Annotated in this window: 20 protein-coding genes and 1 pseudogene; 10 read left to right on the top strand and 11 right to left on the bottom strand. The window is 71.9% G+C overall.

Translation table 11 applies throughout. The features are described from left to right. Window positions 1-53: 53 nt before the first annotated feature. A complete protein-coding gene (locus L615_RS00230) occupies window positions 54-662 on the bottom strand; it encodes a TetR/AcrR family transcriptional regulator (protein ID WP_145723703.1) in 609 nt (202 codons plus the stop codon). A gap of 108 nt (window positions 663-770) precedes the next feature. Between L615_RS00230 and L615_RS00235 the strand changes: the two genes are divergently transcribed. The 8 genes from L615_RS00235 to L615_RS00270 all read left to right on the top strand — a co-directional run bounded on the left by L615_RS00235 (window position 771) and on the right by L615_RS00270 (window position 7122). Then, window positions 771-2108, top strand: a complete 1338-nt coding sequence (locus L615_RS00235) for a cytochrome P450 (protein WP_145723704.1) — start codon at window positions 771-773, stop codon at window positions 2106-2108. Between the two features lie 26 nt (window positions 2109-2134). Next, on the top strand, window positions 2135-2992 hold the full coding sequence (locus L615_RS00240; RefSeq protein ID WP_145723705.1) for an SDR family oxidoreductase: 858 nt from the start codon (window positions 2135-2137) through the stop codon (window positions 2990-2992). Window positions 2993-3053: 61 nt separating this feature from the next. Further along, window positions 3054-4277 (top strand): MFS transporter, encoded by a 1224-nt coding sequence (locus tag L615_RS00245; RefSeq protein WP_145723706.1) that lies wholly within the window; start codon window positions 3054-3056, stop codon window positions 4275-4277. Window positions 4278-4310: 33 nt separating this feature from the next. Next, window positions 4311-5399: a tryptophan--tRNA ligase gene (gene trpS, locus L615_RS00250; protein WP_145723707.1), complete on the top strand. Its 1089-nt coding sequence runs from the start codon at window positions 4311-4313 to the stop codon at window positions 5397-5399. Beyond that, window positions 5399-5902, top strand: a complete 504-nt coding sequence (locus tag L615_RS00255; RefSeq protein ID WP_028653894.1) for a 2'-5' RNA ligase family protein — start codon at window positions 5399-5401, stop codon at window positions 5900-5902. Before trpS ends, L615_RS00255 begins: the two co-directional genes overlap by 1 nt. Window positions 5903-5933: 31 nt before the next feature. Then, window positions 5934-6308 (top strand): YhjD/YihY/BrkB family envelope integrity protein, encoded by a 375-nt coding sequence (locus L615_RS00260; protein ID WP_145723708.1) that lies wholly within the window; start codon window positions 5934-5936, stop codon window positions 6306-6308. Further along, complete coding sequence (locus L615_RS00265) at window positions 6293-6898, top strand: YhjD/YihY/BrkB family envelope integrity protein (RefSeq protein ID WP_186449651.1); 606 nt, start codon at window positions 6293-6295, stop codon at window positions 6896-6898. Before L615_RS00260 ends, L615_RS00265 begins: the two co-directional genes overlap by 16 nt. Beyond that, window positions 6895-7122 carry an SCO4848 family membrane protein gene (locus L615_RS00270; protein ID WP_028653895.1) on the top strand — a complete coding sequence of 76 codons (228 nt, stop codon included), beginning with the start codon at window positions 6895-6897 and terminating at the stop codon, window positions 7120-7122. Before L615_RS00265 ends, L615_RS00270 begins: the two co-directional genes overlap by 4 nt. A 250-nt stretch (window positions 7123-7372) precedes the next feature. Here L615_RS00270 and L615_RS00275 read toward each other — a convergent pair whose 3' ends face one another. The 5 genes from L615_RS00275 to L615_RS00295 all read right to left on the bottom strand — a co-directional run bounded on the left by L615_RS00275 (window position 7373) and on the right by L615_RS00295 (window position 13827). Then, a complete protein-coding gene (locus tag L615_RS00275; RefSeq protein ID WP_145723710.1) occupies window positions 7373-8659 on the bottom strand; it encodes an adenylate/guanylate cyclase domain-containing protein in 1287 nt (428 codons plus the stop codon). 106 nt (window positions 8660-8765) lie between these two features. Next, entirely contained in the window at window positions 8766-9509 is a 744-nt protein-coding gene (locus L615_RS00280; protein WP_028653896.1) for a succinate dehydrogenase/fumarate reductase iron-sulfur subunit, read from the bottom strand. Continuing rightward, window positions 9506-11569 (bottom strand): fumarate reductase/succinate dehydrogenase flavoprotein subunit, encoded by a 2064-nt coding sequence (locus L615_RS00285; RefSeq protein ID WP_145723711.1) that lies wholly within the window; start codon window positions 11567-11569, stop codon window positions 9506-9508. The genes L615_RS00280 and L615_RS00285 overlap by 4 nt, the downstream gene beginning before the upstream one ends. 16 nt (window positions 11570-11585) lie before the next feature. After that, window positions 11586-12302: a succinate dehydrogenase cytochrome b subunit gene (locus L615_RS00290; protein WP_145723712.1), complete on the bottom strand. Its 717-nt coding sequence runs from the start codon at window positions 12300-12302 to the stop codon at window positions 11586-11588. Between the two features lie 139 nt (window positions 12303-12441). After that, window positions 12442-13827: an FAD-binding oxidoreductase gene (locus L615_RS00295; protein ID WP_145723713.1), complete on the bottom strand. Its 1386-nt coding sequence runs from the start codon at window positions 13825-13827 to the stop codon at window positions 12442-12444. Between the two features lie 261 nt (window positions 13828-14088). Here L615_RS00295 and L615_RS00300 point away from each other — a divergent pair, with 261 nt between their 5' ends. Further along, the gene (locus L615_RS00300; protein ID WP_222430390.1) at window positions 14089-16392 is read left to right on the top strand and encodes an FdhF/YdeP family oxidoreductase; all 2304 of its coding nucleotides are present in this window, start codon (window positions 14089-14091) and stop codon (window positions 16390-16392) included. Between the two features lie 25 nt (window positions 16393-16417). Continuing rightward, entirely contained in the window at window positions 16418-17263 is an 846-nt protein-coding gene (gene fdhD / locus L615_RS00305; RefSeq protein ID WP_145723714.1) for a formate dehydrogenase accessory sulfurtransferase FdhD, read from the top strand. A 4-nt stretch (window positions 17264-17267) separates the two neighbouring features. Here the strand turns inward: fdhD and L615_RS00310 are convergent, their stop codons facing one another. The 5 genes and pseudogenes from L615_RS00310 to L615_RS00325 form a co-directional block, all read right to left on the bottom strand. Continuing rightward, the gene (locus L615_RS00310) at window positions 17268-18188 is read right to left on the bottom strand and encodes a LysR family transcriptional regulator (protein WP_145723715.1); all 921 of its coding nucleotides are present in this window, start codon (window positions 18186-18188) and stop codon (window positions 17268-17270) included. Between the two features lie 35 nt (window positions 18189-18223). After that, window positions 18224-18427 (bottom strand): hypothetical protein, encoded by a 204-nt coding sequence (locus L615_RS23955; RefSeq protein WP_261376502.1) that lies wholly within the window; start codon window positions 18425-18427, stop codon window positions 18224-18226. A 353-nt stretch (window positions 18428-18780) separates the two neighbouring features. Next, window positions 18781-19155, bottom strand: a pseudogene (locus L615_RS24640) (glycosyltransferase); the annotation flags it as partial. After that, window positions 19152-19883, bottom strand: a complete 732-nt coding sequence (locus L615_RS00320) for a hypothetical protein (protein WP_145723716.1) — start codon at window positions 19881-19883, stop codon at window positions 19152-19154. The gene L615_RS00320 and the pseudogene L615_RS24640, both read right to left, overlap by 4 nt. A 252-nt stretch (window positions 19884-20135) precedes the next feature. After that, window positions 20136-20459 (bottom strand): hypothetical protein, encoded by a 324-nt coding sequence (locus L615_RS00325; RefSeq protein WP_145723717.1) that lies wholly within the window; start codon window positions 20457-20459, stop codon window positions 20136-20138. Window positions 20460-20664 lie beyond the last annotated feature (205 nt).

The raw sequence follows: 20664 nt of genomic DNA on the forward strand, positions 1-20664 counted from the left end.
GTTGCAACGGTCAGGAAGTGAGGGAATCGCCTCTGAGGAGGTGATTCCCACCCCTACCCGTACAGCCCCAGGAAGCTCCGGCTCGCGGTCTCCACGATCTCGTCCGGGGTGGTCTCCAGGACCCCGTCGAGCCAGGCGGTGACGAGCTCGGCCATGCCGCCGATGAACAGCAGGCCGGCGAGGTCGGCCTCGCGCTCGCGGCGCTGGAGGCCGGCGCGCTCGTGGGCCTCGACGCTGGCGAGGTGGGCGAAGTGGCGCAGCAGGTCGGTACGACGCCCGCGCAGCGACGGCATCGTGCCGGCCTCGATGATCGCGACCCGGCCCTTGCGGGGATCGGCGACGAGCAGCTCGAGGAAGGCGCGGATCGCGGCGCGGATGCGGGTCGCGGGGTCCGTGCCGGCGGCCTGGGCGGCGTCCTGGGCGACCTGCTCGATCTCGGTCGCCACGGCCTCGAGGACCGCGGACTGGGCCTCGTCGAGGTTCTTGAAGCTCTCGTAGAAGTAGCGCTCGGTGAGGCCGGCGGTGGCGCACACCCCGGTCATCGTCGTGCGCTGCTCGGGGTCGGCCCACACGGACAGGGTCGCGTCGAGCAGGCGGGAGCGTCGCTCCGCCATCCGGTCAGCGGCGCTGACCCCCTTGTAGATCCCTGACTGCACGGCCACGGGGACCACCTTGCCGGAAACTCGCTGGAAAAGGAAGGTTGACAGGACGCCCTTCCTGAATCACTCTGGTGCCCGAACCCAGCGTCTCCCCAGCGTCGAGGAGTAGTGATGGCAGCACCAGAGGTCCTCCCCCTACCGTCCGTGGCCCCCGGTGACCGCGGCCTGCCCGTGCTCGGGCGCAGCCTCGCCTACGCCAAGGACCCGGTCGCGCTCATGCAGCACCAGTGGGGCACCTACGGCCCGGTCTCGCCGCTGCGCTTCCTCGGGCAGGACTACGTCGTCCTGCTCGGCCCCGACGCCGTCGAGGAGGCCTTCCGCAACCCGGAGAAGGCGTTCGCCAACGGCCCGGCGTGGGGCAAGCTCGTCGGTCCGTTCTTCCGCCGCGGGCTGATGCTGCTCGACTTCGAGGAGCACCACGCCCACCGGCGGATCATGCAGGAGGCGTTCACCCGTGCCCGGCTGACGTCGTACGTCGGCCTCATGCACCCCGCGATCGCGCGTGGCCTCGCCGAGTGGCAGCCGGGGGAGGGCTTCCAGTGCTACCCGGCGCTCAAGCAGCTGACCCTCGACGTCGCCGCGGACATCTTCATGGGTGGCGCCGCCGACACCTCCCGCGAGGAGATGGACCGGGTCAACAAGGCATTCATCGACTGCGTCCAGGCCGCTGCCGGGGTGGTGCGCGCGAACGTGCCGCTGACCCGGTGGGGCCGCGCGTTCCGCGGCCGCAAGGTGCTGGAGGACTTCCTGCGCCACTACCTGCCGCAGAAGCGGGCGCACGCGACGGACGACCTGTTCTCGGTGCTGTGCCACATCGAGACCGAGGACGGGCAGCGGTTCTCCGACGACGACGTCGTCAACCACATGATCTTCCTGATGATGGCGGCCCACGACACCTCCACCATCACCACGGCCACCATGCTGCAGCTGCTCGGCCAGCACCCCGAGTGGCAGGAGCGCTGCCGCGAGGAGTCGATGGCCCTCGGTGACGAGCCGACGCTCGAGGAGCTCGAGGGCCTCACGTCGCTCGAGCTCGTGATGAAGGAGAGCCTGCGGCTGCGCGCTCCGGTGCCGACGGTCGCGCGCCACGCGGTGAAGGACACCGTCGTGCAGGGCGTGCGCATCCCGGCCGGCTCGCCGGTCGCCGTCGGCGTGCAGTTCACCCACCTCATGCCCGAGCTGTGGCCGGACCCGCTGCGCTTCGACCCCGAGCGGTTCTCCCCGGAGCGCCGCGAGGACAAGGTGCACCGCTACGCCTGGTCGCCCTTCGGGGGCGGTGTGCACAAGTGCATCGGCCTCCACTTCGCGGGCGCCGAGGTGAAGGCGATCATGCACCGCCTCCTGCGCACCCACTGCTGGCACGTCGATCCGTCGTACGTCGCCCCGCTCGACAACCACTCGCTGCCGTTCCCCAAGGACGGCCAGCCCATCGACCTCGTCCGACTCTGACCCACCAACAACCGGAGGCACCCCTCATGAGCCGCTCCATCGCCGGCCTGTCCGTCATCATCACCGGAGGCGCCCGCGGCATCGGCCGCGCGACCGTCGACCGCTTCGTCCGCCAGGGCGCCCGGGTTGCGATCGGTGACCTCGACGCGAACCTGGCCGCCTCCGTCGCCGCCGAGTACGGCGACCAGAAGGTCACCTCGGCGCGGCTCGACGTCGGCAGCCGCGAGTCGTGGGAGGCCTTCCTCGACGAGGTCGGCCACTTCGGCCCGTGGGACGTGCTGGTCAACAACGCCGGCATCATGCCGCTCGGCCCGGTGCTCGAGGAGCCCGACGGGGTGACCAAGGCGATCATGGACGTCAACGTCTACGGCGTCATCCACGGCACCAAGCTGGTCGGCCCCGGGATGGTCGAGCGCGGCAGCGGCCACATCATCAATGTCGCCTCCGCGGTGGGCCGGGTCGCGCTGGCCAACGGCGCGACCTACTCCGCGTCGAAGTTCGCGGTCGTCGGGTTCACCGAGGCGGTGCGCCAGGAGCTCGCGCCCGCCGGCGTCGACGTGACGATGGTCCTGCCGAGCGTCGTGCAGACCGAGCTCGCCACCGGCGTCCCGGCCGCCCGCGGCGTCAAGAAGGTCACCGCCGACGACGTCGCCGAGGTGATCGAGTCGGCCGTGCGCAAGCCGCGCGCCGAGATGTGGGTCCCGCGCTGGGGCCAGGCGATCAGCAAGCCGACCCTCGCCCTGCCGCGCGTGGTCCAGGACGGCATCACCCGCATGATCAAGGCCGACGAGGTGCTCAACTCCGCCGACCTCTCGGCCCGCGCCGCCTACGAGGCCCGCGCCCGTCGTACGGCCGAGGAGCCGGTCGAGGCCACCCAGGAGTGACGGTCCCCACGCCCGGGACCACCACGGAATAGCCGTCGCGGCGCAGGGGTTGCAGCCACACGTGACCTCTGCGCCGACGACGACCCCCGACGACGTCCGCCCCGAGGTGCCCCACGCCCGGCCGGTGCTCGCGATCCTGGCCCTCGCCGTCGGCGGGTTCACGATCGGCACCACCGAGTTCATGACCATGGGCGTGCTGCCCGAGGTCGCCGAGGGTGTCGACGTCTCCGTCCCGACCGCCGGCCACGTCATCTCGGCCTACGCCCTCGGCGTCGTCGTCGGCGTGCCGATCCTCGCCTTCTTCGGCGCCGCCCTGCCGCGGCGTGGCATGCTCGTCGGCCTGATGGGTGCGTACGCCGCCTTCAACATCCTCAGCGCCGCCGCTCCCAGCTACGAGGTGCTCACCGCCGCGCGCTTCCTCGACGGCCTCCCGCACGGCGCCTACTTCGGCGTCGCCAGCCTCGTCGCGGCCAGCCTGGTCTCGCCCGAGCGTCGCGGCCGGGCGGTCGCCAGCGTGATGCTCGGCCTGTCCGTGGCCAACGTCGTCGGCGTACCGCTGGCGACGTTCCTCGGCCAGCAGGTCGGCTGGCGCGCGACCTACCTGCTGGGGGGACTGCTCGCCCTCGCCACCGCCGCGATGGTGCTCGCCGCCGTCCCCTCCATGCCCGGCGACCCCGAGGCGAGCGGCCGCAAGGAGGCCCGGGAGTTCTTCGGCAGCCTGCAGGTCTGGCTGACGATGGCCGTCGGCTCGGTCGGCTTCGGCGGGATGTTCGCGGTCTACTCCTACATCGCGAAGACGGTCACCGTCGTCGGCGACCTCGAGCGCGGCACCGTGCCCTTCTTCGTCCTCGCCCTCGGCCTCGGCATGGTGGCCGGCACCTGGCTGGCCGGCGAGCTGGCTGCGTGGTCGGTCTACCGCAGCCTGCTGCTGTCCAGCGCGACCGGGATCGTGCTGATGCTCGTCTACTTCGTGGCAGCTCCTCACGGCTGGGTGCTGATGCCGGTCGCCTTCCTCGTGACCGCCACCGGGTCGGTCCTCGTGGTCAACCTCCAGCTGCGCCTGATGGACGTCGCCGGGGGAGCGGTGACCCTCGGCGCCGCGATGAACCACGCCGCCCTCAACATCGCCAACGCCCTGGGCGCCTGGCTCGGCGGCATCGTCATCGCCGCCGGCTACCGTGCTCCGGCGCTCGTCGGTGCCGCCCTCGCGACGGTCGGGCTGGCGATCCTCCTGGTCTCCGCGACCGTCCACCGGCGCCAGGTCGCGGCCGCCGCACCCGCGTGACCCGGCGCGCCGTCGCCTGAGAGAATCGGAGCCATGTCCGCCACGACCGAGCACCCGCCCGTGCCGGAGACCGCCCAGCCGGCCGTGCCCGAGGGGGTCGCCCGCCCGCGCGTCCTCTCCGGGATCCAGCCGACCTCGGACTCCTTCCACCTCGGCAACTACGTGGGTGCGGTCCGGCAGTGGGTGGACCTGCAGCGCGACCACCAGCCGTTCTTCTTCATCGCGGACATGCACGCGCTGACCGTCGACTGGGACCCCAAGGCCCTGCGCGAGCGCACCCTGCGCGGCGCGGCCCAGCTGATCGCGGCTGGTGTCGACCCGGAGCGCTCGGCGATCTTCGTGCAGAGCCACGTGCCCGCCCACGCGCAGCTGGCCTGGGTGCTCAACGGCCTCACCGGCTTCGGCGAGGCGCGCCGGATGACCCAGTTCAAGGACAAGTCGGCCAAGGAGGGCGAGGGCGCCGCGAGCGTGGGCCTGTTCGCCTACCCGGTGCTGATGGCCGCCGACATCCTGCTCTACCGCCCGCACTACGTGCCGGTCGGCGAGGACCAGCGCCAGCACCTCGAGCTTACCCGCGACCTCGCCCAGCGCTTCAACAGCCGCTTCAAGAAGACTTTCCGGCTCCCCGAGCCGTACATCCTCAAGGCGACGGCGAAGCTGTACGACCTCCAGGAGCCGACGAAGAAGATGTCGAAGTCGAGCTCGGCCCCCGGCGGCATCATCGACATGCTCGACGACCCGAAGGTCACCGCGAAGAAGATCCGCTCCGCGGTCACCGACTCCGGCACCGAGGTCCGCTTCGACCAGGAGGAGAAGCCCGGCGTCAGCAACCTGCTCACGATCTACTCGGCCCTCACCGGCGAGTCGGTCGCTGCGCTCGAGGAGCAGTACGCCGGCCGCATGTACGGCGACCTCAAGAAGGACCTCGCCGAGGTGGTGGTCGAGTTCGTCACCCCGTTCCGCGAGCGGACCCTCGAGCTCCTCGACGACCAGGACCACCTCATGCAGGTCCTCGCCAGGGGCGCCGAGACGGCCGGTGCCGTCGCCGAGGCCACCCTGCGCGACGTCTACCAGCGGGTCGGCTTCGTCGCCCCCACCGCCCTGCGCTCCCCGGAGTCCTGATGACGGTGATCGGCGTCGCCATCGCGGTGCCGGAGCCGTGGGCCAGCCAGCTCTACGACTACCGGCTGGCCATCGGCGACCCCACCGCCGCCGGCGTGCCGAGCCACATCACCCTGATCCCGCCGACCGAGGTCGACGGCGACCTCACCGAGGTCGAGGAGCACCTCGCCGAGGCGGCGCGGAGCGTCGCCCCGTTCACCGTGCACCTGCGCGGCACCGCGACCTTCCGGCCGGTCTCGCCGGTGGTCTTCGTGGGCCTCGTCGAGGGGATCTCCCAGTGCGAGCAGCTCGCCGAGGCGGTCCGGCGCGGCCCGCTCGCCGTCGACCTGCACTTCCCCTACCATCCGCACGTCACGATCGCCCACCACCTCGACGACGCCGCCCTGGACCGGGCCTTCGAGGAGCTCGCCGGCTTCGACTGCCGCTTCGACGTCACCGACTTCCACCTCTACGTCCACGACGAGCAGGAGGGCTGGCGCTCCGCCCGCACCTTCCCGCTCTGACGCCTGCCGCACCTCCCCACCGGACCCTCCCGTGCCCGCCCCCGCCGCCCGCGCCCGCGCCGTCCTGGCCCGCGCCCGGCGGCGCTCCGCGGCGGTCGACCACGCCGCCCGGGCGGGTGAGCACTACCTGCGGGTCGAGGGCAACCAGCAGGCCGGCGGGGTCACCTACTACGGCTTCCTGTCGGTCTTCCCGCTGCTCGCGCTGGCGTTCTTCGCCGTCGGCTGGGCCTCCCGGGTCTTCCCCGACGCCCAGGACGCCCTGGTCGACGCGATCGACGCCGTGCTGCCGGGCCTGATCGGCTCCGGCGAGCACGACGTGTCCCTCGAGGACATCGAGGCTGCCCTCGGCTGGGTCTCGTCGATGAGGTTCGCCCTGNCGCGATCGACGCCGTGCTGCCGGGCCTGATCGGCAGCGTCGGGCTCGTCGGCGTCCTCGGCCTGCTGTACGCCGGCCTCGGCTGGGTCTCGTCGATGAGGTTCGCCCTGTCAGTGATGTTCGGCCTCCCGCGCGCCGAGCGGCCGTCGTACCTGCGCGGCAAGGGACGCGACCTCGGCGCGCTCTGCGTCCTGGGCCTCGTGCTGCTGCTCAGCGTCGCCGTCTCCGGTGTCGTCACCCGCCTCTCCGGGGAGGTGCTCGAGCTGGTCGGCCTGGCCAGCAGCCTCGGCTGGTTGCTCTCGGTCGCCGCGCTCGCGCTCGGCGTCGCCATCGGCACCCTGCTGTTCTTCCTCATGTTCCGCCTGCTCGCCGAGCCACCGGCGCCCTCGCACGCGCTGTGGTCCGGCGCCCTGCTCGGTGCCGTCGGCTTCGAGCTGCTCAAGCAGGCCTCCGGCCTGCTGCTGACCCTCACCCAGGGCCGGCCCGCCTTCCAGGCCTTCGGCATCGCCCTGATCCTGCTCGTGTGGATCAACTACTTCTCCCGGGTCGTGCTGCTCGCCGCGGCCTGGGCGCACACCGACGCGAGCCACAACCATCCCGTGGAAGGGGACACCCCGTGAAGCTCGAGCGCAAGCACGCGCTGCTGCTCCTGGCCGTCGCAGCCTGGAACGTCGTGACCTTCGGCAACTTCGCCAGGAACCTCTACGACGCCTGGGACGCGGGGGAGGACCGCGCCACCGGCTACTGGGTCGCGCACAGCGTGCTGATCGTCGTGAACTTCGTGATCGCCGTCCTCCTCGGCTCCCTCGGCTGGAAGGCCCTCCGCGCCAGCAAGTCCTCCTGACCCGTCGAGACGTCAGTTGTGGCGGGTCGAGGCGTCACTTGTGGCGGGTCGAGACGTCACCTGTGGCGGGTTGAAGCGTCATTTGTGGCGGGTCGAGACGTCAGGCGCTCGTACTGACCTCTCGACGTGCCGGAAGTGACGCCTCGACGTGCCGGAAGTGACGCCTCGACGTGCCGGAAGTGACCGCTCGACACGCCACATCTGACGCTTCAACATGCCGGATCTGACCACTCGACACGGGAGGGGCGGGTCAGAGGTTGCTGCCGAGGAGGAAGTACGTCGTCATCGGGCCCTTGCCCTTGACGTCGACCACCTGCGGGTCGCTGAAGGTGTAGCGGCTCTCGAGGAGGGCGTGGGTGGCGGCGGAGACCTGGATGCGGTGGGGGCGGCCGTGCGACTCCATCCGGCTCGCGGTGTTCACCGTGTCGCCCCACAGGTCGTAGGTGAACCGGCGCCGGCCGATGACCCCGGCGACGACGGGGCCGGAGGCGATGCCGATCCGCATCGCGATCGGGCTGGGCCAGGCGGGGGAGAGGCGGGCCAGGGTGCGCTGCATGTCGAGCGCGAGCTCGGCCAGGGACGCGGCGTGGTCGGGGTCCGGCTCCGGCAGGCCGGCGACGGCCATGTAGGCGTCGCCGACGGTCTTGATCTTCTCGATGCCGCGCGCCTCGCAGAGCTCGTCGAACTCGCGGAACATCGTGTCGAGCAGCTGCACCAGGTCCTCGGGCGCGAGCGCCTCGGAGACCGGCGTGAAGCCGACGATGTCGGAGAAGAGCACGCTCACCTCTGGTGCCGAGTCCGCGATCCCGCCCGGCTCGGTGCGCAGCCGGCGCGCGATGGGGGCGGGCAGCACGTTGTGCAGGAGCTCGTCGGAGCGGGCCTGCTCGGCCTCCACCTCGCGCTGGCGCAGGTAGTCGGTGCGGCGCAGCTTCTCGAGCGAGAAGCCGATGACGACGGCGATCGCGGCCAGGCCGAGCGTCGGCGCCACGTTGCGTGCCAGTGCGTCCACGCCCTGCAGCGCGCCGGGGAGGCTGAGGCACACCGCCGTGTAGACCCCGGCCATCACCAGCACGGCGTGCATCCGCAGCCGCAGCAGGCCGATCGCGCCGAAGAGGGTGACCGTGCACGAGGTGGTGAGGTACTCGGTCGGGAAGTCGGCCGCGCGCCCCAGCGTCGTGCCGAGCATCAGCAGCACGACGGTGAGCAGCACCACCGAGGAGACCTGCAGGTGCCGCCCGACCCAGATGGCCCGCCCGGTCACGAGCACCGCGCCGGCGAAGAGGAGCACGACGGCCAGCCGGGCCAGGCTGACGTCGATCTGGAGCTCGTCGAGGACGAGGACGTCGACCACGGCGTAGGTGAGGGTGAGCGCGATCCCGATGTAGAGCGCGAAGCGTCCCTCGGCGAGGCCGCGCACGTCGTCGTACGACGTGAACTCCCGCTCCGCGCGGGCGTCGTCGAGCTCCAGCAGCCACCGCCCCATGTGCAGCTGCACGTGCTGCTCCTGCAGCCAGCCGCCGATCGTCCTCAGCCCCACGCGCCGATCGTGGCAGACCCGGGCGGCCTGGTCCCGCACCGGGCGGAAAAGCGACGCCGGCCCGTCGCGTGGTGCGACGGGCCGGCGATGAGGAGGTGCGCGGGGCTCAGTGGCCGTTCTTGAGCGCGGTGCGCAGGTCCTTGTTGAGCTGCGAGATCACGTCGAGCGGGATCTCCTTGGGGCACGCCGCCGCGCACTCACCGATGTTGGTGCAGCCGCCGAAGCCCTCCGCGTCGTGCTGGCCGACCATGTCGACGACGCGGGACCACCGCTCGGGCTGGCCCTGCGGGAGCTCGCCGAGGTGGGTGATCTTCGCGCCCATGAACAGCGAGGCGGAGCCGTTGGGGCAGGCCGCGACGCAGGCGCCGCAACCGATGCACGTGGCGACGTTGAACGCCCGCATGGCCTTGTCGCGCGGGGCCGGGACCGAGTTGGCCTCGGGCGCCGAGCCGGTGTTCGCGGAGATGTAGCCGCCGGCCTGGATGATGCGGTCGAACGCGGAGCGGTCGACGATCAGGTCCTTGAGCACCGGGAACGGCTCGGCGCGCCACGGCTCGATGGTGATCGTGTCGCCGTCGTTGAACGAGCGCATGTGCAGCTGGCAGGTCGTGGTGACCTCCGGGCCGTGCGCCTGGCCGTTGATCATCAGCGAGCACATGCCGCAGATGCCCTCGCGACAGTCGGAGTCGAACGCGACCGGCTCCTCGCCCTGGGTGACCAGCTGCTCGTTGAGCAGGTCGAGCATCTCCAGGAAGGACATGTCCTTCGAGACGCCATCGAGCTCGTAGGTCTTGATCGCGCCCTCGGCAGTCGGGCCCGCCTGCCGCCAGATCTTGAGGGTGAGCTTCACTTGTAGGACCTCTGCTTCATCTCGATGGCCGTGTAGATCAGGTCTTCCTTGTGCAGGACCGGCTGGCCGCCCTCGTTCGAGTCGCCGCCCCACTCCCACGCGGCCACGTAGGCGAACTCGTCGTCGTGGCGCAACGCCTCGCCGTCCTCGGTCTGCGACTCGGCACGGAAGTGGCCGCCGCAGGACTCGCGCCGGTTGAGCGCGTCGATGCACATCAGCTCGCCGAGCTCGAGGAAGTCGGCGACCCGGCCGGCCTTCTCGAGGTCCTGGTTGAGGGAGTCGGCCGAGCCGAGCACCTTGACGTTCTTCCAGAAGTCGGCGCGCAGGTCGCGGATCTTCTGGATGGCGGTCTTGAGGCCCTCCTCGGTGCGCTCCATGCCGCAGTACTCCCACATGATCGAGCCGAGCTCCTTGTGGTAGCTCTCGACCGAGCGGGTGCCGTTGACCGACATGAACTTGTTGACGCGCTCCTGGACCGACTCGAGCGCCTCGACGACCGCGGGGTGGCTCTCGGAGACGGGCTCGAACGGGCCGTCGGCGAGGTACTCGCGGATCGTGTTCGGGAGCACGAAGTAGCCGTCGGCCAGGCCCTGCATCAGGGCGGAGGCGCCGAGGCGGTTCGCGCCGTGGTCGGAGAAGTTCGCCTCACCGGCGACGAACAGGCCCTCGATGTTCGACTGCAGCTCGTAGTCGACCCACAGGCCGCCCATCACGTAGTGCACGGCGGGGTAGATGCGCATCGGCACCTGGTACGGGTTCTCGCCCGTGATCCGCTCGTACATGTCGAAGAGGTTGTCGTACTTCTCGCGGACCGCGTCCTCGCCGAGGCGGGCGATCGCGTCCTTGAAGTCGAGGTAGACACCGCGACGGACGAGGCGCTCCTCGCCGTCGGCACCGACCTCGGCGACCTGGGGACCGACACCGCGGCCCTCGTCGCACATGTACTTCGCGGCACGCGAGGCGATGTCGCGGGGGACCAGGTTGCCGAAGGAGGGGTAGATCCGCTCCAGGAAGTAGTCGCGGTCCTCCTCGGGGATCTCGCGCGGGTCCTTGTCGCAGTCCGCGGCGTTCTTGGGCACCCAGATCCGGCCGTCGTTGCGCAGCGACTCCGACATCAGGGTCAGTTTCGACTGGTGGCTACCGGTGACCGGGATGCAGGTCGGGTGGATCTGCGTGTAGCAGGGGTTCGCCATGTAGGCGCCCTTGCGGTGCGCACGCCACGCGGCGGTGACGTTCGAGCCCATCGCGTTGGTCGACAGGTAGAAGACGTTGCCGTAGCCGCCGGAGGCGAGGACGACGACGTCGGCGAGGTGGGTCTCGATCGCGCCGGTCACCATGTCGCGCGCGACGATGCCGCGGGCCTTGCCGTCGACGACGATCAGCTCGAGCATCTCGTGGCGGGTGAACTGCTCGACCGTGCCGGCCGCCACCTGGCGCTCCATGGCCTGGTAGGCACCGAGCAGCAGCTGCTGGCCCGTCTGGCCGCGGGCGTAGAAGGTGCGGGACACCTGGACGCCACCGAAGGAGCGGTTGTCGAGCAGGCCGCCGTACTCACGGGCGAACGGGACGCCCTGCGCGACGCACTGGTCGATGATGTTCGCCGAGACCTCGGCGAGGCGGTAGACGTTCGACTCGCGGGCGCGGTAGTCGCCGCCCTTGACCGTGTCGTAGAAGAGGCGGTACGTCGAGTCGCCGTCCTCCTTGTAGTTCTTCGCCGCGTTGATGCCGCCCTGGGCGGCGATCGAGTGGGCGCGACGCGGGGAGTCCTGGTAGCAGAAGGACTTCACGTTGTAGCCGGCCTCGCCGAGCGTGGCGGCGGCGGCGCCGCCGGCCAGGCCGGTGCCGACGATGATGATCGACAGCTTGCGGCGGTTCGCCGGGTTGACGRGCCGGTTCTCGAACTTGCGGGTCGTCCAGCGCTCGGCGATCGGGCCGGTCGGCGCCTTCTCGTCGACGAGCTTCTCGCCGAGCTGGTAGAAGCCAGCGGCGTCGTCGGACTTCTGGACGGGAGCCTCGTTGGTCGGGGTCAGACCGGGGAGGTAGTGGGTTCCTGCAGCCATGGTTTCGTGTGGCCCCTTACTTCTCGATGATGCCGACGAGCACGGACAGCGGAACCAGCGAGAAACCGCCGGCGATGACGATGGCGACGACCCAGCCGGCCGCGCGGGCCCGCGCCCGGGACGCGGCCGAGTTGGTGAGGCCGAGCGTCTGGAGCGAGCTGAACGTGCCGTGGTGGAGGTGGAAGGCGAGGGCGAGCATGGCGACGAGGTAGATGATCGTCATCCACCACAGGTCGAAGGTCTCCACGAGCAGGGCGTAGGGGTTCTCGCCGCCGGTCTCGCCGTTGCTCGGGTTGATCTTGACGATGGTGAAGTTGAGCAGGTGCCACACGACGAAGACCAGCAGCGTCAGGCCGCCCCAGCGCATGGTGCGCGAGGACAGCGACGAGCCGACGTTCTTCTTCGCCACGTACTTCACCGGGCGGGCCTTGGCGGCGCGCTTCCACAGCGCGACCGCGGCGCCCACGTGGGCGAGCAGCGCCACGATGAGGCCGACCCGCATGATCCAGAGGAAGCCCTCGTGCGGGAGCATCGGCTCACCGAGATCGCGCAGGTGGTGCGCGTACTCGTTGAAGGACTCCTCGCCGGAGAAGGCCTTGAGGTTGCCGTACATGTGCCCCAGGACGAAGGCGATGAACAGCAGGCCGCTCACGGCCATCAGGATTTTGAGGGCGATGGTCGTGCGGGCCGCACGAGAGCCCTTGACCAGTTGAGGTCGCGTCGTCGTTGCCACGGAGGGCCACGCTACTCCCGCTACTGGGCGGTAGGTGACCCGGATCATGTGAGATATGCACGTAAGGCAAGCCTTACTCGCGTGAACACTCCGCAACCGGAGGGGCTCGCCCTGGTGACGCGGCGACGGGTGCTGCAGCTCAGAGCACCGCGCCGGGGTTGAGGATCCCGTCGGGGTCGAGCGCGTCCTTGATCCGCCGGTTGAGGGCCATCACGTCGGGCCCGAGCTGGTCGGGCAGCGGCCCTTTCTTGGCGCGGCCGACGCCGTGCTCGCCGGTGATCGTGCCGCCGAGCCGGATCGCGAGCGCCATGACCGCGTCGAACGCCCGCCGCGCACCGGCCGCGGAGGCCGGGTCGGCGGCGTCGTACACGACGAGGGGGTGGGTGTTGCCGTCACCGGCGTGCGCGACGAGGGCGATCTCGACGCCGCACTCGCGGGCGACCTCGCCGATCCCGTCCACGAGGTCGGGCAGCAGCGGCACCGGGACGCCGACGTCCTCGAAGAGCACGCTGCCGCGCGCCTCGAGGGCGTGGAAGGCGTTGCGGCGCGCGGAGACGAACAGCTCGGCCTCGTCGGCGTCGGTGGTGGTGAAGACCTCGTCCGCGCCGGCGGCCTCGCACCACTCGCGGACGATCGCGACCTCCTGCTCGCACGATCCCGGCGGCGCGTCGGACTGCGCCACGAGCAGCGCACCCGCCGTGCGGTCGAGGCCGTGCGAGCGCCAGTCCTCGACGGCGTTGATGGTCACGCCGTCCATCAGCTCCAGCATCGAGCAGCGGACCCGGCTTCGGATCGCGACCACGGCCTCCGACGCCGCGACCACGGACGGGAAGGTGCTGACCAGGGTGGCGCCGGCGACCTGGCGGGGGATCAGCCGCAGCACGGCCCGGGTGATGACGCCGAGGGTGCCCTCGCTGCCGACGAAGAGCTTCATCAGCGACAGCCCGGCGACGTCCTTGATCTGCTTGCCGCCGAGCCGGACCAGCGTGCCGTCGGCGAGCACGACGTCCATGCCGAGCACGTAGTCGGTGGTGACGCCGTACTTCACGCAGCACAGGCCGCCGGCGTTGGTCGCGAGGTTGCCGCCGATCGAGCAGATCTCGTACGACGACGGGTCGGGCGGGTACCACAGCCCGTGCTCCGCCGCGGCGCGCTTCACCTCCGCGTTCAGCGCACCGGGCTCGACCACGGCGACCTGGCTGGCCGGGTCGATCTCGATCGCACGCATCCGGTCCAGCGAGATGGTGATCCCGCCGTCGACCGCGGACGAGCCGCCGGACAGGCCGGTGCCGGCGCCGCGGGGCACCACCGGGACGCGGTGCCGGGCGGCCCAGCGGACCGCGGCCTGCACCTGCTCGGCGTCCTCCGCGCGCACCACCGCGACCGGTTGCCCGGCCGAGCCGTCGCGGGCGAAGTCCTCGCGGTACTTCTCGACCTCCGCGGCACCGGTGACCACCACGCCGGGCGGCAACGCGGCGACGAGCTCGTCGAGAGGTGCTTCGACCATCGTGGCGTCGGCCTCCATGGGCCGAGTCTGCCAGCCGTCGTGGCCGGGCACAGGAGGTTGCGCACGTGGTTCCCGTGGGGGCTCCAGGACGGCGCGGTCGGGGGCGGGTGGTGGTCGCGGGTTGTCGCGGGTTGTCGCGGGTCGTCGCGGGTACCGGCGCGTGATCGACGCCGCTTATCGGGCGATGGAAAGGGCGTCTTTGACTTGCCTCGGGGCGCAGGCCACGCTGAAGGCGGCGCTGGATCGGGACGCGGACTGCACGACGGACCAGGAAGTGGGATGGCACGCATGGGCTCGGACGAGGACCCGAAGGACGACCTGCAGGTCTCGGCGCCGAAGAAGTGGGCCGCCGGCGTTCCCGCCGTGGCGCACGCGATGGAGTTCTCCCTCGCCCAGGCCGGCCCACGCCGTACGGCGCTGACGCTGTTCAACCTCAACCAGACCGACGGCATCGACTGCCCGGGCTGCGCCTGGCCCGACCCGAAGCACCGGCACCGCAACGAGTACTGCGAGAACGGCGCCAAGCACGTCGCTGACGAGGCGACCACCCGCCGCGTCACGCGCGAGTTCTTCGCCGAGCACGCGGTCGCCGAGCTCGACCAGAAGTCCGACCTGTGGCTGAACCAGCAGGGCCGGCTGACCGAGCCGGTGGTCAAGCGCCCCGGCGGCACGCACTACGAGCCGATCAGCTGGGACGACGCCCTCGACCTGGTGGCGGGCGAGCTCACCTCCCTGGGCTCGCCGGACGAGGCGATGTTCTACACCTCCGGCCGGGTCAGCAACGAGGCGGCGTTCCTGCTGCAGCTGCTCGCCCGCACGTACGGCACCAACAACCTGCCGGACTGCTCGAACATGTGCCACGAGTCGAGCGGGTCCGGGCTCGGGGAGACGCTCGGCGTCGGCAAGGGGACCGTCTCGCTGGAGGACATCCACCAGGCCGACCTGGTGTTCGTGGTGGGCCAGAACCCCGGCACCAACCACCCGCGGATGCTGACCGCGCTCGAGGAGACCAAGCGCAACGGCGGCAGGGTGATCGCGGTCAACCCCCTGCCCGAGGCCGGGCTCTTCCGGTTCAAGAACCCGCAGAAGCCGCGTGGCGTCGTGGGCCGCGGCACCCCGATCGCCGACCGCTTCCTCAAGATCCGCCCGGGCGGCGACCTGGCCCTGTTCCAGGCGCTCAACCGGCTGCTGCTGGAGGCCGAGGACGACGCCCCGGGCACCGTGCTCGACCACGACTTCATCCAGTCCGACACCACCGGCTTCGACGAGTTCGCCGCCCACACCCGCACCGTCACCTGGGAGCACGTGCTCGAGGCGACCGGCCTGGCCCGCGACGAGATCGAGGCCGTGCACCGCGAGGTCCTCGCCAGCCGGCGGGTCATCGTGTGCTGGGCGATGGGCCTGACCCAGCACCGCCACGGCGTGCCGACGATCCGCGAGATCGTGAACTTCCTGCTGCTGCGCGGCAACCTCGGCCGTCCCGGCGCGGGTGTGTGCCCGGTCCGCGGTCACAGCAACGTGCAGGGCGACCGCACGATGGGGATATGGGAGCGACCCACCGACGAGTTCCTCGACGCCCTCGGCAGGGAGTTCTCCTTCGAGCCGCCGCGCGAGCACGGCTACGACTCCGTCGCCGGCGTGAAGGCCATGCTCGAGGGCAGGGCGAAGGTCTTCATCGGCTTCGCCGGCAACTTCGTGCGCGCCATGTCCGACAGCGCCGTGACCGAGGACGCCCTGCGCCGCTGCCGGCTGACCGTCCAGGTCTCGACGAAGCTCAACCGCTCCCACACCGTGTGCGGCGAGACCGCGCTCATCCTGCCGACCCTCGGGCGCAGCGACCGCGACGTCCAGGCCAGCGGCGAGCAGTTCGTCACCGTCGAGGACTCGATGAGCGAGGTCCACCAGTCCCGCGGCCGTCTCGACCCTGCCTCGCCGCACCTGCTGAGCGAGGTCGCGATCATCTGCAGGCTCGCCCGCCGCACGCTGCGCGAGGGTACGCCGGGCGCCGCGATCCCCTGGGAGGACTTCGAGGCCGACTACAGCCGGATCCGCGACCGGATCTCCCGCGTCGTGCCGGGCTTCGAGGACTTCAACGCCCGGGTCGCCGAGCCCGGCGGCTTCCGCCTGCCGAGCCCGGTCAACGAGCGCCGCTACCCGACGCCGAGCGGCAAGGCGGTCTTCTCCTGCAACGACCTGGACATGATCACCGCCCCGCCGGGCCACCTGGTGCTGCAGAGCCTGCGCTCGCACGACCAGTGGAACACCATCCCCTACGCGATGAACGACCGCTACCGCGGCGTCCACGACGCCCGCCGGGTGGTGATGGTGAACCCGGTCGACCTGGCCGAGCTCGGCCTCGAGGACCGCCAGCTCGTCGACATCGTCAGCGTGTGGACGGACGGCTCCGAGCGGCGCGCCGAGGGCTTCCGGGTCGTGTCCTACCCGGCCGCGCGCGGGTCCGCCGCGTCCTACTACCCCGAGACCAACGTGCTGGTCCCGCTCGACAGCATCGCCGACGTCAGCCGCACGCCGACCTACAAGGGCGTCATCGTCCGGCTCGAGCCGGCCGGCAGCGCGGGCTGACCGCGCACGAGGAGAGGAGCCGCCGATGGGCCGCGTGACCGCACGGCGCAGGGTGCTGCGCATCCGCGACGGGGTCGTCGACCAGCGTCCCGACACCCTCGCGGCCGAGGAGCCGATGGAGATCCGGGTCGGCGSCCGGCCGCTCACCGTGACCATGCGCACGCCCGGCGACGACTTCGACCTCGCCGTGGGCTTCCTGGTCGGTGAGGGCGTGGTGCGCACCGCCGCCGACGTGGTGACGGCGCGCTACTGCGCCGGCGCGACCGAGGACGGCAGCAACACCTACAACGTCGTCGACGTCGCGCTCGCGCCGTCCGTGCCGCCGCCGGACGCGTCGCTGGAGCGCAGCTTCTACACCACCTCCTCGTGCGGCCTGTGCGGCAAGGCGAGCCTCGACGCCGTGCGTACGGCGTCGGCCTGGTCCGTCGCCGACGACCCGCTCCGCGTCACGTCGGAGCTGCTGGCCGCCCTGCCCGTGCGGCTGCGCGAGGCGCAGCGGGTCTTCGACCGCACCGGCGGGCTGCACGCGGCGGGGCTGTTCTCCGCCGACGGCGAGCTGCTCGTCGTGCGCGAGGACGTCGGGCGTCACAACGCGGTCGACAAGGTCGTCGGCCACGCACTGCGCAACGACCTGCTGCCGCTGCGCGGCACGGTGCTCGCCGTCAGCGGGCGCGCGTCCTTCGAGCTCGTGCAGAAGGCCGTGATGGCAGGGATCCCCGCACTGGCGGCGGTCTCCGCGCCCTCGTCGCTCGCGGTCGACCTGGCCGAGGAGCAGGGGATGACCCTCGTCGGGTTCCTGCGCGGTGCGTCGATGAACGTCTACGCCGGCGCTGAGCGGGTCGTCGTCGACGAGCCCGCACTGCTCGGCTGACCGCTCAGCCGGCGACGCCGGCCGTGCTCCCGGCGACCTCGCTGAGGTCGACCTCGCGGGCGACCTCGACCAGCGCGCGGGTCAGCAACGACTCGGGGCCGTGGCCGGCGAGCACGAGCCCGACCTGGTAGCTGCGCCGCGGTCGGGGGAGCGGCAGCGCACGGATGCCCTCCGGCACGCCGAAGCTCGGCAGCCAGGTGTGCGGGACGACGCTGGACAGGCCCATCGACACCACGTGGTCGTAGATCGCGGAGATGGTGTCGGTCTCGACGACGACGCGGGCCTCGGTGCCGGTGTCGGCGAGGTGGCCGTCGATGATCCGGCGGTTCTGCATGTCCGGCGTCAGCAGGCACAGCGGCGCCGCAGCGGCGTCGGACCAGTCGGCGCCGTCCCGGCGGCCCAGCGCCCCGTCGGCCGGTGTCAGCAGGAGGTAGCGCTCGCGGTAGAGCGGCACCACCCGGACCGGGCCGAGCGGCTCCCCGTCCACGTAGGTCATGCCCACGTCGATGTCGAAGTCGTTGAGCCGGCGCACGATCTCCCGCGAGGACGTCGACTCCAGCAGGAAGCGGACCAGCGGGTGCCGCTGGCGCAACGGCGTCGTGAGCAGCGACGCGACGCTCAGCGCCGTCGGGATCGCGCCGATCCTCAGCGTCCCCGACAGCTCGCCGCGCATCGCCGCGAGATGCTGGTCGAGCGCCGCCCGCTCGGCGAGCATCTGCTGCGCCCAGTGCAGCACCTCCTCGCCCTCGGGGGTGAACCCCTCGAACCGCTGGCCCCGCTTGACGACCTGCACGCCGAGCTCGCGCTCGAGCTTGCGAATGCCGGCCGACAGGGCGGGCTGCGTGACGTGGCAGGACTCCGCAGCCCGGCCGAAGTGGCCCTCGCGCGCCAGCGCGGCGAGGTACTCCAGGCGACGCAGCAGCATGCGCCATGCCTACCACGGCGGCGGGCGCCGTCCGGTCAGGCGCGAGCCCCCGCCCGCACGGCGAGGTGGCGGGCGAGCAGCTCGTCCACCGCGTCGGCCCACGTGCGCCGCAGCGCCCACGAACGGGCCTCGCTGCCGAGCAGGTGCCGGTGCGGGTCGGCCGCGACCGCGGCCACCGCACCGACCAGGTCGCGGGTGCTGCCCGGCGGGTAGAGCACCCCGGTCGAGAGGTGGTCCACGACGCTGCGGGCGCCACCCGACCGCGGCGCGACGAGGGGTACGCCGGACGCGGCGGCCTGCGGGCCAGCCAGCCGCGCTCGGGTCCCTCGCCGACGACCACGACGCGGAGACCGGGCAGGGCGGCGAGGCCGGCCAACCGTCGTACCCCGGCGGGCTTGTGGAGCCCACCGACGTAGCCCACCACCACCCGCGGGCCACCGGGCGAGCTCGCCCGCGACCACACCGAGTGCAGCCACGGGTCGCGCAGCCGCGGGGTGAAGGCGCGCACGTCCACGCCGGGCTCCCACAGGTGGGCGACGACGCCCATCTCGGCTGCCCGGCCGACCATCCACGGCGACGTGACCAGCACCGTGTCGGCGTGCTCAACGATGCGCGAACGCCAGTGGTCGGCGGCGAGGTCGAGGACCGCGGACTGCTCGACCACGATGCTGCGGACGCCGGTGCGGGCGGCGTGACGCACCGCCTTGCGCCCGACGTGGCGCGGGGTGTGGGCCTGGACGACGTCGGGCTCGAAGGCGTCGACGGCAGCGCGGACCTGGCTGCCGGTGGACTCGGGCTGCCGGACGCGGACGACCTCACAGCCGCGGTAGCTGCGCAGGCCCGGCCCCGGGGCGACGATCCGCACGGTGTGGCCGAGGTCGACGAGCCGGTCCACGGTCGCCTTGATGGTGACCGTCGTGCTGTCGACCGTGGGGTAGAAGCTGTCGGTCGCGAGCAGGATCCTCATGGGCTCCACGGTCCGCCGTGCGTGTGACGTGCTCCACCACCCGCAGGTAGCGGAACGGTGAACTCCAGGGGGCGCTCAGGGGCGGCGCAGCAGGCCGAGCGCCGCGACCACGACGGCCCACACCCCGAGCAGGCTGCTGACGGGGAAGAGCGGGTCGAAGGTGTCGACGAACGCGATCGTCGCCGACGCCACCGCGAAGGCGACGCCGCCGACGGTGCCGGCGACGGCGAGCACGCGGTTGCCAGCGCACCGGTCAGGCCGCCGACGACGGCGAGCGCGGCCATCGCCAGGCCCCACACCGGGTTCACGAGCGTCTCCACGCCCATGAACAGCCCGGCGAGCGGGGTCATCTCGCCGTCGGCGATGCCGTCAGCCTGGGTGCCCGCCAGCAGGGCCACCAGCGCGCCGGCGGTCGCGACGACGGAGACGATCGTGGCCACGCGGAGCGTGCGTCGTACCGGCGCCGGCCAGCCGGCCTGCCGGTAGAGCGCGACGAGGCCGGCGGCGAGGCCGGCGAAGCCGAGCAGGCCGACGGCGTGCGCGGGGTACCAGAGGTTGTCGACGAGCATCGAGTGCAGCTGGGCGGTCTTGTCGCCCTCGTCGCTGCCCTGGGGGTGCATCGGGCCGCTGGCGACCCAGGCGACGCCGCCCACGACGAGCAGGGCGGCGCCGAGGCGGTCGAGGATCGGGGAGGTCCGGGACGTCGCCCGGTGGTCGGTGGAGGTCATGCCTCCACGCTCGCCCCGGCAGGCGTCCGGCACATCGGGGGCGGCCCTCGCCGGTTCGAGGGAGAACCCTCGTGCGCCGGGGCCGCCGGCGTGCCAGCATCAGGACATGGTGCCCACAGCCGGGCGCGAGGCCGCCGTCGCCGCGGTCGCGGTCGTCGTCCTGGGCCTGGTCAGCGGCGGGTTCTCGCTCGGCTTCGCGTGGAGCAACCTGCACAACGCGCTGCTCGCCGTCTCCTTCGCGGCCGTGGGCCTCTACGTGCTGCGGGCCCGGCCGCGCCACCTCATCGACGGGCTCTTCGTCGTCGCCGGCGTGCAGTCGGCGGTGATGTTCTTCGGCCGCCAGTACGGCCTGCACGAACCCGCGCTGCCCGCCTCGGACTGGCTCGCCTGGCTCTCCATCTGGCAGGTGCCGCTGGAGATGGCCCTCGTCGGGACCGCGCTGCTGACCTTCCCGAGCGGCCGGCTCCTGTCGCCGGCCTGGCGCTGGCCGCTCGGCGCGATGCTCGGCCTGTGCGGGCTGCTCGCACTGGCCTCGGCGCTCTGGCCGATCGAGGACGACTGGCGCCACGGCGACATCGAGTTCCCGTTCGTGCTCGGCGACCCGGAAGCGGCGCGCGCGGTGCTCGTGCCGGTCCAGCTCACCTGCTACCAGAGCTTCCTGCTGCTGTGGGTGGTGGCGGTCGTCGTCCGCGCGCGGCGGGCCGGCGACGACGAGACGCCAGCTGCGGTGGCTGGTCTCCGCGGTGACGCTCATGGCCGTCGTGCTGGTCGTTGGCACGGT

This window comes from Nocardioides sp. J9 (assembly GCF_007829375.1).
GTDB lineage: Bacteria > Actinomycetota > Actinomycetes > Propionibacteriales > Nocardioidaceae > Nocardioides.

Bases quoted from the DNA above. Each gene is read 5' to 3' on its own strand.
- L615_RS00235 (WP_145723704.1), top strand. From the start codon at position 771: ATGGCAGCACCAGAGGTCCTCCCCCTACCGTCCGTGGCCCCCGGTGAC.
- L615_RS00240 (WP_145723705.1), top strand. From the start codon at position 2,135: ATGAGCCGCTCCATCGCCGGCCTGTCCGTCATCATCACCGGAGGCGCC.
- trpS (WP_145723707.1), top strand. From the start codon at position 4,311: ATGTCCGCCACGACCGAGCACCCGCCCGTGCCGGAGACCGCCCAGCCG.
- L615_RS00255 (WP_028653894.1), top strand. From the start codon at position 5,399: ATGACGGTGATCGGCGTCGCCATCGCGGTGCCGGAGCCGTGGGCCAGC.
- L615_RS00295 (WP_145723713.1), bottom strand. From the start codon at position 13,827: ATGGAGGCCGACGCCACGATGGTCGAAGCACCTCTCGACGAGCTCGTC.
- L615_RS00300 (WP_222430390.1), top strand. From the start codon at position 14,089: ATGGCACGCATGGGCTCGGACGAGGACCCGAAGGACGACCTGCAGGTC.
- L615_RS00310 (WP_145723715.1), bottom strand. From the start codon at position 18,188: ATGCTGCTGCGTCGCCTGGAGTACCTCGCCGCGCTGGCGCGCGAGGGC.
- L615_RS00320 (WP_145723716.1), bottom strand. From the start codon at position 19,883: ATGACCTCCACCGACCACCGGGCGACGTCCCGGACCTCCCCGATCCTC.
- L615_RS00325 (WP_145723717.1), bottom strand. From the start codon at position 20,459: ATGTCGCCGTGGCGCCAGTCGTCCTCGATCGGCCAGAGCGCCGAGGCC.